This is a genomic window from Terrabacter terrae, from assembly GCF_039529575.1.
GTDB lineage: Bacteria > Actinomycetota > Actinomycetes > Actinomycetales > Dermatophilaceae > Terrabacter > Terrabacter terrae.
In genome coordinates this window covers 84325-99085 of sequence record NZ_BAAANB010000002.1, presented here as the reverse complement: position 1 = coordinate 99085, position 14761 = coordinate 84325, and the positions used below count along the sequence as shown (strand labels likewise).

Below are 14761 nucleotides of genomic sequence, written 5' to 3'. Positions count from 1 at the left end.
CCGTTCGGCTCCACTGCCGTGCGGGCCGACGCGGTCCATTCTGTCAGGTGTCGTCGGAGTGCTTGTCCAGGGTGGGGTCCCGCCCCTCGCTGAGCTCGTCCCAGGCCGTGCGGACCTCCCCGCGCGGCCCGCTGGCGGGTTTCTCGCCGCGCTCGTAGCGGCTGGAGAGCCCGGCCCAGGAGCGGCTCGACAGCGCGGTGAGCACCGAGCCCGCGGCCAGCAGGGCCGCGGCCACCACGGCGAGCCAGGCCCAGACCGTGGTCGCGCCGGTCGCCGCCGGGGCGGTCGTGCGCGCCAGCTCTCGGGCCACGGCGTCGGCCACCGTGGCCACCGGCCGGACGGCGACGAGCACCGTCATGACCAGGGCTCCGAGCGAGGCGAGCACCATCACGGCCGCCGCGACGGCGCGGATCACGCGCCCGCCGGTCATGAGGCCGAGGAGGGCGACGACGCACACGGCCAGCAGACCCACCACCCCCGGGGCGGCGGCGCTCCCGCTCACCTCGGTGACCGCCTGGCTGAGGACGTCGCCCGAGGCCCCGCTGGCCCAGGGGCGCGTGGTGAGGCCGAGCAGCAGGGCTGCGGGGACGAGGACGACGAGGGCGGCGCGCTTCTTGTCGAGCGCGCGGCGCCGGGCGGACGCCTCGGTCGGGGCGGTCACGACCCGTCACCTCGCAGGGGCCGCAGGCCCGCCGCGGCGGCGACGGCGCGCAGGGCCGCGGCGGCCTTGTTGACCGTCTCCTCGTACTCGAGGTGCGGCACGGAGTCGGCCACGATCCCCGCCCCCGCCTGCACGTGCGCGAGGCCGTCCTTGATGAGGGCGGTGCGGATCGCGATGGCCATGTCGAGGTCGCCGGCGAAGTCGAGGTAGCCGACGACCCCGCCGTAGAGCCCGCGACGCAGGCCCTCGTAGCCGTCGATGAGCGCCATGGCGCGCGGCTTCGGGGCCCCGCTCAGGGTGCCGGCCGGGAAGGTTGCGACGAGCGCGTCGTAGGCGCTGGCGTCCTCCCGCAGGTCGCCGACGACCGTGGACTCGATGTGCATGATGTGGCTGTAGCGCCGGACCGACATGAAGTCCACGGTGTCGACGGTCCCTGCCCGGCAGATGCGCTGGAGGTCGTTGCGGGCGAGGTCGACGAGCATCAGGTGCTCGGCGCGCTCCTTCGCGTCGCCGAGCAGCTCCTCGGCGAGGTGCGCGTCGTGGTCGGGCGTCTTGCCGCGGGGACGGGAGCCGGCGATCGGGTGCGTGATGGCCTGCCGGCCGGTGACCTTGATCAGGGCCTCGGGGCTCGAGCCGACGATGTCGTAGGCCGTGCCGTCGGGGTGCGGCAGACGCAGCAGGTACATGTAGGGGCTGGGGTTGCTGACCCGCAGGGCGCGGTAGACGTCGAGGGCGTCGGCCTCGCACGGCACGGTGAAGCGCTGCGAGACGACGATCTGGAAGGCCTCGCCCGCCCGGATGGCCTCCTTCGCCTCCTCGACCATCTCCTCGAACTGTGGCTGCGTGTGGCTGCTCGCGGGCCGGCTGTCGATCGGCTCGATCGTGGCGACCGTGCTCGGCGCGGGGGCGGCGAGCTCCTCCGCCATGCGGTCGAGCCGGCTCACGGCGTCGGCCCACGCGTCCTCGATGCGCTCGTCGGTGGCGTCGTGGTTGACGGCGTTGGCCACGAGCAGCAGCGAGCCGTCGCTGTGGTCGAAGACGGCGAGGTCGGTGGCGAGCATCATCGCCACCTCGGGCAGGTCGAGGTCGTCGCGGCCCCCGTCGGGCACCTTCTCCCAGCGTCGGACGGCGTCGTAGGTGATGGCGCCGACGAGACCCCCGGTGAGCGGCGGGAGGCCCGGGGTGCGCGGTGTCGCGAGGGCCGCCACCGTGTCGCGCACCGCCTTCGTCGGGTCGCCGTCGGTGGGGAGCCCGACGGGCGGCTCGCCGACCCAGTGCGCCCGCCCGTCCTTCTCCGTCAGGGTCGCGGCGCTCTGCGCGCCGACGATCGAGTAGCGCGACCACACGCCGCCGTGCTCGGCGGACTCGAGCAGGAAGGTGCCCGGCGCGTCCTTGGCGAGCTTGCGGTAGACCCCGACCGGGGTCTCGGCGTCGGCCAGCACCCGGCGCACGACCGGGATGACACGGCGGTGCTCCAGCGCGAGCTCGGTGAACAGCTCGAGGCTCGGCCAGGTGCGACCCCACGCGAGGTCGGCGTGAGGCGCGGGCGCGAGCGTGGTGTTCGAGTCGGGCACCGAGCCATTCTGGCCCACGCGTCCGTCTGCCGCGTCCCCGCCTCACCCGTCGAGAGGCCACCTGTGGCCCTTCCCAACCGTCGAGAGGCCACCTGTGGCCCCTCGACGGTTGGGAAGGGCGGGGTCAGGGGGTGGTGTGCTCCGGGTCGGGGGCGCCCACGGTGGCCGGGAGGACGCGGGCGTCGAAGCAGGTCCGGTCGCCGGTGTGGCAGGCGGCACCGACCTGGTCGACGCTGACGAGCAGGGCGTCGCCGTCGCAGTCGAGACGGACGCCCTTGACCCACTGGACGTGACCGCTCGTGTCGCCCTTGCGCCAGTACTCCTGCCGGCTGCGCGACCAGAACGTCACACGGCCCTCCGTGAGGGTGCGGCGCAGGGCCTCGTCGTCCATCCAGCCGACCATGAGCACGTCGCCGGAGTCGTGCTGCTGCACGACCGCGGCCACGAGACCGTGCTCGTCGCGCTTGAGCAGCTCGGCGATGCTCGGGTCGAGGACGTGGGCGTCGAGCACGTCGGGCTCGGAGGAGGCGGGGTCCGGGATCGGGTCGGCGGCGTCAGTCACGCCGCCATTGTGCCGGCGCGCTTCCCCAACGCCGAAAGTCAGCCAGGTCAGACGGCCTGCTGCTGCGCCACCCACGACTCGTGCAACCGGGAGTAGACGCCGCCGCGCCGGACGAGCTCGCTGTGCGGCCCGCGCTCCACGATCCGGCCGGCGTCCACGACGATCACCTCGTCGGCCGCCTGCGCCGTCGAGAGCCGGTGCGCGATGGCGATGGAGGTGCGGCCTCGGGTCAGCGAGTCGAGCGCTCGCTGGAGGCGCACCTCGGTGCTCGGGTCGACCGCGGAAGTGGCCTCGTCGAGGACGAGGAGGTCGGGGTCGGCGAGGTAGGCCCGTGCCAGCGCCACGAGCTGGCGCTCGCCGGCCGAGAGCGACTCGCCCCGCTGGCCGACGTCGGTCGCCAGGCCGAGCGGCAGCGTCGCCACCCAGGCGTCGAGCCCCAGCTCGGTGAGGGTCAGCCGCACGTCCTCCTCGCCGGCCTCGGGCCGGCCGAACCGGATGTTGTCGAGGAGGGTGCCGTCGAAGAGGAACCCCTCCTGAGGGACGAGCACGACCCGCGAGCGCAGCGACGAGAAGCGGATGGTGCGCAGGTCGACGCCGTCGAGCCGGACGGTGCCGCTGCTCGTGTCCATCAGGCGGGTCAGCAGCTTGGCGAGGGTCGACTTGCCCGACCCCGTCTCGCCGACGATCGCGACCCGGCTGCGCGGCGCGATGGTCAGGTCGATGTCGTGCAGGACCGGCCCCCCACCCGGGTAGGCGAACCCGACCCCGTCGAACTGCACCGTGATGGGCCCGCGTGGCAGCGTGACACCGTCGTCGGCCGGGTCGGCGACGTCGGCGCGGGTGTCGATGATGCCGATGACGCGGCGCCAGCCGGCGACGGCGTTCTGCATCTCGTTGAGGATCTCGGTGGCCTGCTGGACCGGCTGGGTGAAGAGGTTGACGAGGAAGAGGAAGGCGAGCAGCTCACCGAGGGTGAGGCTGCCGCGCGCTGCCAGCACCGTGCCGACGACGAGGACGACCGCGGTCGTCAGGCCCGAGACGAGCTGGCCGGACGTGAAGGCCACGACCGAGCGGGCCTGGGCACCGATCGCGGCCTTGCGGTGGGCCTCCACGGCGGCGTCGATCCGCTCGGCGGTGCGGTCCTCGACGGCATACGCCCGGATCGCCTGGGCGCCGACGACAGCCTCGGAGATGGCACCGAGCATGTCGCCGACCCGCTCGCGCACCTTCGTGTAGGCGCGGCCGACGATGCCCTGGAACCGGCGGATGATGACGAAGAGCGGCACGAAGCACAGCCACACGACGAGTCCGAGCAGCGGGCTGTAGACGAACATCAGCACCGTCGCGAGCGAGATCTGGGCGACGTTGATCATCAGCATCAGGCCGCCGAACTGCACGAACATCGAGATCGTGTCGACGTCGCTCGTGACCCGAGAGACGAGCGACCCGCGGCGCTCGGAGTTCTGCGTCAGCATCGCGAGGTCGTGGATGTGGCGGAAAGCCTTGAGCCGCAGAGTCGCCAGGCCGGTCTCGGAGGAGCGGAACAGCCGGATGTTGACGAAGTACGCGGACAGCGCGGTGACGACGACGCCGACCAGGGCGATGGCGATGTAGACGACCACGACACCCGTGTCTGGGCCGCCGGGGGCCAGGATGCCGTCGTCGGTGATGCGCTGGACGACGAACGGCACGAGCACCCGACCGACGGTCGAGAGCACGGCGAGCAGCATCGTGACCCAGATGCCCTTGCGCAGCTCGGGTGAGAGCTGGACGCCACGCCGGAGCGTCTGCCACGTCGTCATCTCGGTGCCGGTCGCGAGCCCGTGGTGCTCGACCAGAGCCTGGGAACGCGTGCTCATCGGGAGACCCCCTCGGGCGCGTCGGCGCCCCGTCTGCCGTCGGTGGACTCCTCCTCGGCGGCGATCGCCTCCCGCTCGGCGGCCTCGCGGGCGTAAGCGGTGACGAGCCGCTCGTAGCCGGCGCACCGGCCGAGCAGCTCCTGGTGCGAGCCGTGGTCGACCACCCGGCCACCCTCGAGGTAGACGACCTCGTCGGCGAGCAGGATGGTGGCCATCCGGTAGGCGACGACGAGGACCGTCGTGCCGGAGCTGGCCTCACGCAGGCCGGCGAGGATGGCCTGCTCGACGCTGGGGTCGACCGCCGACGTGGCGTCGTCGAGGATCAGCAGCTGCGGCTGCCGGATGACGGCGCGCGCCAGGGCGATCCGCTGCCGCTGGCCGCCGGAGAGGCTCGCGCCGCGTTCGCCGACGTGGGTGTCGAGCCGCCGGGGTAGCTTCTCGACGAAGCCGGCGCCCTGCGCGACCTGCAGGGCCCGCCACACGGCCGCGTCGTCGTGGTCGCCGCCGAGCGTGATGTTGCCTCGGACGCTGTCGTCGAACATGAACGTCTGCTGCGCCACGAGGGCGGCAACCTCGCTGACCCCGCCGTGCCGCACCTGGCGCAGGTCGACGCCGTCGACGAGCACCGCGCCGGTGTCGGGGTCGACGAGTCGCATGACGAGGTTGGTCAGGGTCGACTTGCCACTGCCGGTCGGGCCGACGATCGCCACGGTCGAGCCCGGTGCGACGTCGAGGTCGACGTCCACGACAGCCGGGTTGAGGGCGGGCTCGCCGGTCTCGGACTCGATCTCGTAGGCGTAGCCGAGGTGCTCGGCCTGCAGGTGGCTGGCCCCGCCCGAGGGCAGCGACCGGTCGCCGTAGGTCATGCTCCCCTCTGCGTCGAGGACGGCCGAGACGCGGTTCCAGCCCACCACGGCGCGCGGCAGCTCGGCGAGCACCCAGCCCAGTGCCCGCACGGGGAAGGCGAGGATCGAGAAGAGGTAGGCGATCTGCACGACCTCGGCCGCCGTCAACAGGCCGCTGCTGACGCGCAGCGTGCCGACCAGCAGCACGGCAAGCGTGCCGACGGTGGGGATGGCCTCGATGGCGGGGTCGAAGCGCCCGCGGGTGCGCCCCACCTCGATGTTGGCGTCGCGCAGCTCGTGGGTGACGGCACGGAACCGCTCAGCCTCCTGGTCCTCGCGGCCGAGGGACTTGACGATGAGCGCCGCCTCGAAGCTCTCGTGGGCGACCTCCGAGACGTCGGCACGCAGCTGCTGCGCCCGGGTGACGCGGGGGGACATGGCTCGCTGGAAGGCGACGTTGGCCAGGAACAGCATCGGGAAGACGGTCAGGCCGACGACCGCCAGCCACGGGTCGACGACGACCATCTGGACGATGCCGAAGACCAGCATCACGACGACGCCGAGCGCCATCGGGAGCGGCGCGAAGATGTTCCACGTCGCCTCGACGTCGGCGTTGGCGTTGGAGAGCAGCTGCCCCGAGGGGTGCTGGTGGTGCCAGCTGAGCGGCAGCCGGAGGTACTGGCGCGTGACCTTGCGGCGGTACATCGCCCCGAGGTTGTACATCGCGACACCACCGGCGATGCGGCGGCCGATGACCCCGACGATCGTGGTCAGCACGACCGCCGCCATGACTCCCCCGATGAACCACAGCTGCGACGCGGTCACGTGGCGCGCCTCGATGGCCGGCGCGACGGCCCGCTTGACGACGAAGCCGATGGCCGCCGCCGTCAGGCTCGTCATGACGCCGTAGACGACGCTGCCGAGCACCGCGAGGGCGAACCACCGAGGCTGGCCCTTGATGCCCCGGCCGATGACGGCGAGACCCTCCCGAAGGGTCGATCTGGTCGGGACGTTCACGGTGCGCTGCTCCCCTGGGACGTGCTTCTTCGACAGGCTCTCTGGTCGACCCCACAGCCTCTCACGGCCCGCCGACACCGCTCGCACCTGACGGCACCTGTCCGTACACCTGCCACGGGGCCGTCGCGATCCAGTGCCGGAGTATGCCGTCACGCTCGTCCTCGAGCGCCCCTCCGCACGACGCGATGGTCCTCGCGGACGCCACGTTGGCCACGTCGCACGTCACGAGCGCCCGGTCGATGCCACGGGAGCCGGCGAGCCGCAGCCCGAGACCCAGCGCTGCGTGGGCCACGCCCTGGCGGCGGAACCGCGGCGACACGGCATACCCGATGTGGCCGCCCTCGACGAGGAGCGACGGCGTGAGGGAGTGGCGTACCGCGATGGTCCCGACGACGCTGTCGCCCCGCACGACCCAACGGTTCGACGAGGGCACCCGCCCCTCAGGGAGGGCCTCGTCCTCCCGCTCCATCCGCCCGAGCCAGTCGACCCACTCCTCGAAGGCAGCGGGGTCCTGCAGGCTCTCCCGCTGCCCGGGCCGGTAGCTCGAGCCGTGGATCGGCTCGACGCCGAAGTCGTCGACCATCTCCCACCACGACTGCAGCAGGTCGACCGTGGGACGCACGAGCTCGATCACCGTCCGACCCTACGGACGACGGACCTTCCGGAGCCACTGGATTCGAAGGAGACCGCCGTGCTGAGAGGATGAGCCCATGACCCGCCACGCCCAGTCCGAACGCCTCCGGCTCTGTGACGACCTCGACCGGCTCGGCCCCGACGAGCCCACCCTGTGCGAGGGCTGGCGGACCCGCGACCTCGCCGCGCACCTCGTCATCCGCGAGCGCCGGCCCGACCTGGTCGTCGGTGGCTTCGTCCCCTTCCTGGCGGGGCGCGTCGCGCGGGAGCAGGGCGCCATCGCGCACGGGGACTACGCCGCGCTCGTCGACACCGTCCGGCGCGGCGCTCCCGCGTGGAACCCGATGTCGCGCCCCAAGGTCGACGAGCTGGCCAACCTCGTCGAGTTCTTCGTGCACCACGAGGACGTGCGCCGCGCGCAGCCCGACTGGCAGCCGCGCGAGCTGCCGGCCGCCCTGCAGGGCAAGCTGTGGGCGTCGCTCAAGCGCACCGCCCGCCTGACGTTCCGCAAGTCGGCGACCGGCATCGTGCTCATCGGCGAGGGCCACGGCCGGTATGCCGCCAAGCTGCCCGACCACCACGGCACCGTCGTCCTCCGCGGGACGCCGGCCGAGCTCGTGCTCTACGCGTACGGACGCAAGGCGGTGGCACGAGTCGGGCTGGGCGGGGACGCCGACGACATCGCGGCGCTGCAGGAAGCCGACCTCGGGCTCGGCTGAGCGGTCGCGTGGCGCCGTGACCGTGCCGCCCGAGCCGAGCGCGTTCCTGTCGCCGCTGCGCCACGCGCACTGACGGGACCGGCGGCCGCGGTCGCGGCAGCGAGCTGCCCTCAGCGGACGGTGACCCCGGCGGCGCACAGGGCGTCCTTGACCTGGCCGACCGTGAGCTCACCGAAGTGGAAGACGCTTGCCGCCAGCACGGCGTCGGCGCCGGCCTCGACCGCCGGGGCGAAGTGCTCGACGCGACCGGCACCGCCGCTCGCGATCACGGGCACGGAGACGGCCGCGCGGACCCGGCGGATGAGCTCGAGGTCGAAGCCCTCCTTGGTGCCGTCGGCGTCCATGGAGTTGAGCAGGATCTCGCCGGCCCCGAGCTCGGCGGCCCGTGCGCACCACTCGACGGCGTCGAGGTCGACGGGCGTGCGACCGCCGTGGGTGGTCATGACGAAGTCGTCGGTGGACCGGCCGTCGTCGCCGACGCGCCGGCGCACGTCGGCCGACAGGACGAGCACCTGGGCGCCGAACCGGCTCGCGATCTCCGAGATGAGCTCGGGCCGGGCGATGGCGGCCGTGTTGACACCGACCTTGTCGGCGCCGGCTCGCAGCAGCCGGTCGACGTCGTCGACCGTGCGCACGCCCCCACCGACGGTGAGCGGGATGAAGACCTGCTCGGCGGTGCGGCGCACGACGTCGTAGGTCGTCTCGCGGTCGCCGCTGCTCGCCGTGACGTCGAGGAAGGTCAGCTCGTCGACACCTTGGTCGTCGTAGACCTTGGCGAGCTCGACGGGGTCGCCGGCGTCACGCAGGTTCTCGAAGTTGACGCCCTTGACGACGCGACCCGCGTCGACGTCCAGACAGGCGATGACTCTGGTGGCGACCGACATGGCCACAAATCTAGGCCAGCGGGAGGAGTGTCTTGTCCTCGGTAGGGTCGCGCTCATGTGGGACGAGGGAACGCAGCCGCCGTGCGAGGAGCACGTCGCCGCCGTCGTGTCCCTCGCCTTGGCCGCCGAGTCGGCCACCGATTCCGGCGCCGGTCCCGGCGTCGAGTCGGCCGGGGGCCCGGTCGTGGTCGCGCTCGACGGTCCCAGCGGGGCCGGCAAGACGACCCTCGCCCGCGGGGTGGCCAGCGCCCTCGAGGCCTTCGGGACCGTGGCCGTGGTGCACCTGGACCGCATCTGCCCGGGCTGGGACGGACTGGCGCAGGCGCCGGCCCTGCTCGCCACGCAGGTGCTGGAGCCGCTCGCCCGGGGCGAGCACGCGGCATACCGGCTCTGGAGCTGGGTCCGTGACGAGTGGGCCGGCACGCGGGAGGTCGCGCCCAGCCGCTTCCTCGTCGTCGAGGGGTGCGGCGCCAGTGTGGGACCCGCGAGGGCGTATGCCGCCGTGTCCGTCTTCGTCGACGCCGACCCCGCGCTCCGGAGGCGTCGCGGGCTCGAGCGCGACGGTGAGACGTACCGTCCGCACTGGCAGCGCTGGGCCGACCAGGAGACCGCGCTCTTCGCGGAGGATCGGACCAGGGAGCGTGCCGACCTGGTCCTCGACACATCTACGCTCTGATGGTGCCCAACCGCGACCGTGTGATCCGCCCGCTCCCACCCGTCTGGGTCATGGCCGTGGCCCTGGTGGCGGTCGCCGCCAACCTGCGGATCGCGATCACGAGCATCCCGCCGCTGCTCGACGCCATCTCCTCGGACCTCGGTCTCAGCCACGCGGCCGCCGGCGCGCTGACGACCCTGCCGGTGCTGTGCATGGGGCTCTTCGCGCCGGTCGCCAGCCGGATCGCCCACCACCTCGGGGCCGCCGGGGCGGTCCTCGGAGCGGTCCTCGCCATCCTCGTCGGCACGGCGAGCCGCCTCGCGGGCGGCAACGTCGTCGTGCTCTACGTCGGGACGTTCGTCTGTGGCGTCGGCATCGCGGTGGCGGGCACGCTGCTCCCCCGGCTCGTCAAGACCTTCTTCCCGCCCGAGCGGACGGGCCTCGTCACCGGCCTCTACATGCTGGCCATGATGGGCGGCGCCGCCCTCAGCTCCGCCGTGGCGGTCCCGCTCGCCGACCGGCTCGGCAGCTGGCAGGCTTCGCTCGCCTCGTGGTCGGTGGTGGCGCTCGTCGGCACGCTGGCCTGGGCCCCCTTCACGGTGCGCGCCAACCCCCACCACACCCCTGACGAGGAAGGCCCCGGCCGCCTCCCGTGGCGGCACCCGACCGCCTGGCTCGTCGCGGCCTACCTCGCTCTGCAGTCGTGGTGCTTCTACTCCGCCATCACCTGGCTCGCCCCGACCTACGTCGAGCACGGCTGGTCTCGAGGGACGGCCGGCTACCTGGCCGCCGCCTTCAGCGGTGCGCAGCTCGTCTCCGGACTGCTCGGTCCCGTCCTCAGCGACCGAGCCGACGACACCCGCCGGCTGCTGCTGCCGGCCGCGCTCCTCAGTGTCGTCGGCTGCCTCGGCATCTGGCTGTTCCCGCTCGCCGCGCCGTGGCTCTGGGCCGTGGTGGCGGGGCTCGGGCAGGGTGCCGCGTTCTCCCTGGCCCTCGTGCTGCTCGTCCACTACGCGCGGACACCCGAGGCCAGCGGGCGCCTCACCGGCATGGCCTTCCTCATCTCCTACGGCATCGCGTCGGTCGGCCCGCTGGCCATGGGACTGGTGCGCGACCTCAGCGGCGGTCTGACCCCGGTGTGGGCGGTGTTGGCGGCGATCGGCGTCCTGCAGGGCCTGGTGGTCCTGCGCCTGAAGCCGGACCTGCGCCGCGTCGACTGACCCCACCTGCGGTCACCAGGGCCGCACCGCCTGGGCGGGACGTGACGGTGCGAGCGGCATCGGCAGCGGCAGCGGCATCGGCATTGGCATCGGCATCGGCGGCAGCCACCCCGGTGTTACGCAGTACGAGGGTCATGTCCGGCATGTCCGTTGAGTCGCTCTGAGTCGGACCATTTCGGGCAAATTGCGTACAAGAGGTCCTTTGTGTGTGCAAGATGCTCCGCGGACGTGCTGACTGCAAGGAGACGTGACTCATGCTGCCCCGAAGGACCTCGCCGACCGCCCGACACCGGGACCGCCGACCGCGACGCACGGGACGAGGGGTGGCCTCGCTGCTCTCACTGGCGGTTCTCGCCGGCGTCCCCGGTCTCGCCGGAGCAGAGGGCGCCTCCGCCGCGGCGGTTCCCGCGGCCACGGTCACCGTGACGCCGCCGGCAGCGCCGGCCCTGTCGGTCGTGGCCGGACCGACCCGTGGCGGCACCTCGGTCGACCTCTCCGGAACCGGCGTGGGGACGACGACGAAGGTGCTCTTCGGGACGGCGGCCGTCACGAGCATCACCAAGGTCTCCACGACCCGGGTGCGCGTGCTCACTCCCGCGCACGCAGCAGGCATCGTGAACGTCCGGGTCACCACTCCCTCGGGGACGTCGCCGCTCTCCTCGCGCTCGACCTTCGCCTTCGACGCCGTCCCGGCCGTCTCGTCGCTGTCCGCACGCAGCGCCACGACCACCGGCGGAGCGGTGCTCACCGTCACGGGGAGCGGCCTGTCCCGCACCAGCGCGGTCCTCTTCGGGACCACGGGCGGCACCGGGCTGGTGAGGGTCAGCGCCACGCAGGTGCGCGTCACCGTCCCCGCCCATGCCGCGGGCGCCGTGGACGTACGCGTCGTCACCCCGGGCGGCACGTCCCCCGTGACGCCGGTGGCGCGGTTCTCCTACGTCGCACCGCCGGTCGTGCTGCCGCCCACGGTGACCCGACTGTCCGCACCGGCCGGGCCCACCCGCGGCGGCACCGTGCTCACGCTCACCGGGACGGGGTTCTCCGCAACCAGCAAGGTGACCTTCGGCGGTGTCCTCGGGACGCAGCTCGCGGTCCTCTCCAGCACGCAGATGCGCATCACCACCCCCGCGCGCCCGGCCGGCTCCGTCTACGTCCGGGTGACGACTCCTGCAGGCATGTCCCCCGGTAGTGCGGCCAACACGTTCGCCTACGACGGTGTCCCCACGCTGACCCGCGTGTCGCCGGCGTCCGGTGGCACCGGCGGCGGTGCGACGGTCACCCTGACGGGGACCGGGCTGACGAGGGCCTCCGCCGTCCGCTTCGGCACCACCCTGGCGCCCTCGGTCACCCGCGTGTCGGCGACGACGCTGCGTGTGACGACCCCGGCGCACGCCGTCGGAGCCACCGACGTGCGCATCACGACGCCGGGCGGCACCACGGCCGTCACCGCGTCCGACCGGTACACCTACTACGCCCCTCCCAGCGTCACCCGGCTCTCGGTCGCCGCCGGGCCCGTGCGCGGTGGGACGCTCGTCTACCTGACCGGTGCCCAGTTCACCGGCTCGACGCGGGTCGCCTTCGGCGACACGGTCGCCCAGTTCACGATCCTGTCGCCGACGAGCATCCGCGCCGTCGCCCCGGCCCACGCCGCCGGCGCCGTCAGCGTGCGGGTCTCGTCGCCCAACGGCACGTCCGCGTCGAGCTCGGCCACGACCTACTCGTACGAGCCGGTCCCGACGGTGACGGGCCTCAGCCCGCTGACCGGTCCACCTGCCGGAGGGACCGTCGTGACGCTGACCGGCACCGGCTTCGGCCTGGCGAGCTCGGTCGGCTTCGGCACCACCACGACGACGTCCATCGTGCGCGTGTCCTCGACGACGCTGCGCGTCACGGCGCCGGCGCACGCGTCGGGTCCGGTCGACGTCCGCGTCACGACCCCGGGCGGGGTCTCCCCCGTGAGTACGACGGCGCGGTACGTGTACGGCGCACCCCCGGTCGTCAGCGGGCTCTCGGCCTCCGCCGGCCCGCTGACCGGCGGCACCGTGGTGACCCTCACCGGCTCGCACCTGGCGGAGGTCCGCGAGGTCCGCTTCGGCACGACCGTGGCCACCGGCCTCGTGCGGGTGTCGGACACCACGCTGCGCGTCACGGCCCCGCCCCACGCCGAGGGCGTCGTCCCGGTGCGGGCCACGAACGTCAACGGGACGAGTCCGGACAGCACCAGCACCGCCTTCACGTACGTGGGTGTGCCGGGGATCAGCGCCCTGTCCGTCCCGGCCGGTCCGTTGGCGGGCGGCGTCCCCGTGACGATCACGGGCACCCGACTCGGACTGGGCTCGGCCGTCGACTTCGGCGGCGTGCGGGCGACCGGGCTCGTCCGCCTCTCCGCCACCTCGCTTCGCGTCACCGCCCCCGGCCACGTCGCCGGCACGGTCGACGTGCGCGTCACGACCCCCGGCGGCACCTCGCCCGTCGTCGCCGCCGCCCGCTTCACCTACCAGCCGGTCCCGACCGTCGGCTCGGTGGCGCCCACCCTGGCCCCGACCAAGGGCGGCACCGTCGTCACCCTCACCGGCACCGGCTACGACCGTGTCAGCGCCGTGACCTTCGGGGGCGTCCCCGCGACCGTCGTCTCACGGGTCTCCGCGACCCAGCTGCGGGTCACGCTGCCGGCCCACGCGGAGGCAGACGTCGACGTGCGGGTGACCACCCCGGGTGGCACGTCGCCGGTCGTCCCGGCCGGACGCTTCGCCTTCCAGGACGTGCCCGTCATCTCGTCGGTGTCCCCCGCCTCGGGCGCGCTGGCCGGCGGCAACGTCGTGACCCTGCGCGGCACGTCGTTCACCGTCGTCACCGGCGTGTGGATCAACGGTGTCCCGGCCACCTCGGTCACCCGCGTCTCGGCCACGCAGCTGACCGCCGTCGTCCCCGCCCGGATGGCGACCGGACCGGTGCCGGTGCGAGTCACCACCCGCGCCGGCACGGTCACCCGCGCCTCCGCGTACACCTACGTGGCGGGGTCGACGCTCGCGTCCGGGCAGGTGCTCCTCGCCGGCACGGCGCTCCGCTCCCCCAACGGCGTCTACCAGGCCAGCATGCAGACGGACGGCAACCTCGTGATCAGCTCGGGTGGTGTGCGTCGCTGGGCCACCGGCACGACCGGGGCCGGCAACCGCCTCTTCGTCCGGTCGGACGGCCAGCTGGCGATCATGCGCGCCGACAGCACGCTGGCCTGGACGAGCGGGACGAACGGCTGGACCGGGTCGGTCGCCACCCTGACCGACGACGGGCTCCTCCAGCTTCGCCAGGGCGCGACACCGGTCTGGGACCACCGCGGCATCCGTTACGACCGGCTGCTGTCCAACCAGCTGCTGAGTTCCGGCGAGTCGGTCGTCTCGACGGGCAAGGCCTGGTCGCTGACCATGCGCACCGACGGCAACCTCGTGCTCTCCTCGTCCCAGGGCATCCGCAGGTGGGCGTCGTTCACGTCGGGCGCCGGCAGCAGCGCCGCCATGCAGACCGACGGCAACCTCGTGGTCCGCGACGCCCGCGGCGTGGTGCAGTGGTCGACGAACACGACCGGCTCCGGCTCGTTCCTGCGGGTCCTCGACACCGGTAACGCCGCCGTCTACCGGTCCTCGACCCTGACGTGGGCCGTGACCGGCGGTCCGGCGCCCCAGGGCTGGGCGTGCTACTCGCGTGCGACGCAGGACTGCATCAGCCGGTTCGGCTACTACGGCCAGCGGGCCTGGAGCTACCCGGTGGACGCCTGGGGCAACAACTGCACGAACTTCTCGGCCTACCGCCTGTCGGTCAACGGCGTCCCGAACCCCGGCAACCTGGGCAACGCCGAGAGCTGGGACGACAACGCCCGCGCCAAGGGGTTCGCCGTGGACCAGTCGCCCCGGGTCGGTGACATCGCGCAGTGGAACTCCAACCACGTCGCCTACGTCGACTGGGTCAGCTCCGACGGCAACACGGTCGCGATCTCCGAGAGTGGCTACGGCGGCACGGTGCTCGGGAAGACGTACACCTCGATGAGCGGACGTCGGATCCTGACGCGCGGCAGCTACTCCTGGCCGTCGAACTTCATCCACTTCCGCTGACGGCGCCGGCCCGGGCGACCGGGCCG

General features: G+C 73.2%; 11 protein-coding genes. 4 read left to right on the top strand and 7 right to left on the bottom strand.

From position 1 onward, the window contains the following. Positions 1 to 43: 43 nt before the first annotated feature. From ABD194_RS04840 to ABD194_RS04815, 6 genes are all read right to left on the bottom strand, one after another. Positions 44 to 661, bottom strand: coding sequence for a Trp biosynthesis-associated membrane protein (locus ABD194_RS04840; RefSeq protein ID WP_343988489.1), 618 nt, complete (start codon positions 659 to 661; stop codon positions 44 to 46). Further along, entirely contained in the window at positions 658 to 2235 is a 1578-nt protein-coding gene (locus ABD194_RS04835) for an anthranilate synthase component I (protein ID WP_343988486.1), read from the bottom strand. The genes ABD194_RS04840 and ABD194_RS04835 overlap by 4 nt, the downstream gene beginning before the upstream one ends. Before the next feature lie 124 nt (positions 2236 to 2359). Then, on the bottom strand, positions 2360 to 2746 hold the full coding sequence (gene hisI / locus ABD194_RS04830) for a phosphoribosyl-AMP cyclohydrolase (RefSeq protein ID WP_343988811.1): 387 nt from the start codon (positions 2744 to 2746) through the stop codon (positions 2360 to 2362). Between the two features lie 98 nt (positions 2747 to 2844). Next, on the bottom strand, positions 2845 to 4656 hold the full coding sequence (locus tag ABD194_RS04825) for an ABC transporter ATP-binding protein (protein ID WP_343988483.1): 1812 nt from the start codon (positions 4654 to 4656) through the stop codon (positions 2845 to 2847). After that, complete coding sequence (locus ABD194_RS04820; RefSeq protein WP_343988480.1) at positions 4653 to 6518, bottom strand: ABC transporter ATP-binding protein; 1866 nt, start codon at positions 6516 to 6518, stop codon at positions 4653 to 4655. The genes ABD194_RS04825 and ABD194_RS04820 overlap by 4 nt, the downstream gene beginning before the upstream one ends. Before the next feature lie 61 nt (positions 6519 to 6579). Then, a complete protein-coding gene (locus ABD194_RS04815; RefSeq protein ID WP_343988477.1) occupies positions 6580 to 7152 on the bottom strand; it encodes a GNAT family N-acetyltransferase in 573 nt (190 codons plus the stop codon). A 76-nt stretch (positions 7153 to 7228) separates the two neighbouring features. Between ABD194_RS04815 and ABD194_RS04810 the strand changes: the two genes are divergently transcribed. Beyond that, positions 7229 to 7870, top strand: coding sequence for a TIGR03085 family metal-binding protein (locus ABD194_RS04810; protein ID WP_343988474.1), 642 nt, complete (start codon positions 7229 to 7231; stop codon positions 7868 to 7870). 110 nt (positions 7871 to 7980) lie between these two features. Here ABD194_RS04810 and hisF read toward each other — a convergent pair whose 3' ends face one another. Then, complete coding sequence (hisF, locus tag ABD194_RS04805; RefSeq protein WP_343988471.1) at positions 7981 to 8754, bottom strand: imidazole glycerol phosphate synthase subunit HisF; 774 nt, start codon at positions 8752 to 8754, stop codon at positions 7981 to 7983. A gap of 55 nt (positions 8755 to 8809) precedes the next feature. Here hisF and ABD194_RS04800 point away from each other — a divergent pair, with 55 nt between their 5' ends. The 3 genes from ABD194_RS04800 to ABD194_RS04790 all read left to right on the top strand — a co-directional run bounded on the left by ABD194_RS04800 (position 8810) and on the right by ABD194_RS04790 (position 14735). Beyond that, positions 8810 to 9430 (top strand): uridine kinase family protein, encoded by a 621-nt coding sequence (locus tag ABD194_RS04800; RefSeq protein WP_343988468.1) that lies wholly within the window; start codon positions 8810 to 8812, stop codon positions 9428 to 9430. Positions 9431 to 9432: 2 nt separating this feature from the next. After that, positions 9433 to 10629 (top strand): MFS transporter, encoded by a 1197-nt coding sequence (locus ABD194_RS04795; protein WP_343988465.1) that lies wholly within the window; start codon positions 9433 to 9435, stop codon positions 10627 to 10629. Between the two features lie 254 nt (positions 10630 to 10883). Then, a complete protein-coding gene (locus ABD194_RS04790) occupies positions 10884 to 14735 on the top strand; it encodes an IPT/TIG domain-containing protein (RefSeq protein WP_343988462.1) in 3852 nt (1283 codons plus the stop codon). The last annotated feature ends 26 nt before the right edge of the window (positions 14736 to 14761 follow it).